This is a genomic window from Bacillus sp. YKCMOAS1 (genome assembly GCF_030268125.1).
In the GTDB taxonomy this organism is placed as follows: domain Bacteria; phylum Bacillota; class Bacilli; order Bacillales; family Bacillaceae; genus Bacillus; species Bacillus safensis.
The window spans coordinates 1-616 of sequence record NZ_BSEI01000020.1; the positions used below are offsets into that span (position 1 = coordinate 1).

The 616-nt window shown below is 51.9% G+C and carries 1 protein-coding gene; it reads left to right on the forward strand.

What is annotated here, in order from left to right:
• Positions 1-616: tRNA modification GTPase (locus QSJ46_RS19570; RefSeq protein WP_285605202.1), on the forward strand; the 616-nt coding region annotated here is incomplete at both ends.

The following is a 616-nucleotide window of genomic DNA, read 5'->3' on the forward strand; positions in this document are numbered from 1 at the left end:
CAAGCTGAAGCGGTAGCGGATCTTATTGAGAGCTCGACCGAGCAGGCTGCCCGGAGTGCCATGCGTTCATTACAGGGCGAGTTTTCCAGCAAAGTGAATGACTTTCTGCAGGAACTCACGCATCTGAGAATGTTTGTCGAAGCTTCCATTGATTTTGCCGATGAAGAAATTGATTTTCTTGGTGAAGCTCAGGTTGACCTGCAGCTGCAACAGGTACTGTCAACACTGGCAGGGATTCAGAGCAGTGCCCGGCAAGGGCGATTGTTGCGCGAAGGGATCAGTGTGGTACTGGCTGGCCAGCCCAATGCCGGTAAATCCAGTCTGCATAATCGGCTGGCAGGACATGATGCAGCGATTGTGACAGAGGTTGCGGGAACGACGCGTGATGTATTGCGAGAACAGATTCATCTTGGCGGTTTGCCATTGCGAATTTCCGATACCGCTGGGTTGCATGTTGCCACCGACGACGTGGTGGAACTGGAAGGGATCCGTCGCACCCAAAATGAATTGGCGCAGGCGGATCATATTCTGCTGCTGATTGACGATGCATTAGGCATGACAGAACAGGATGAAAAAATTCTTGCTGACTTGCCGGCCAATAAACCATTCACGCTGG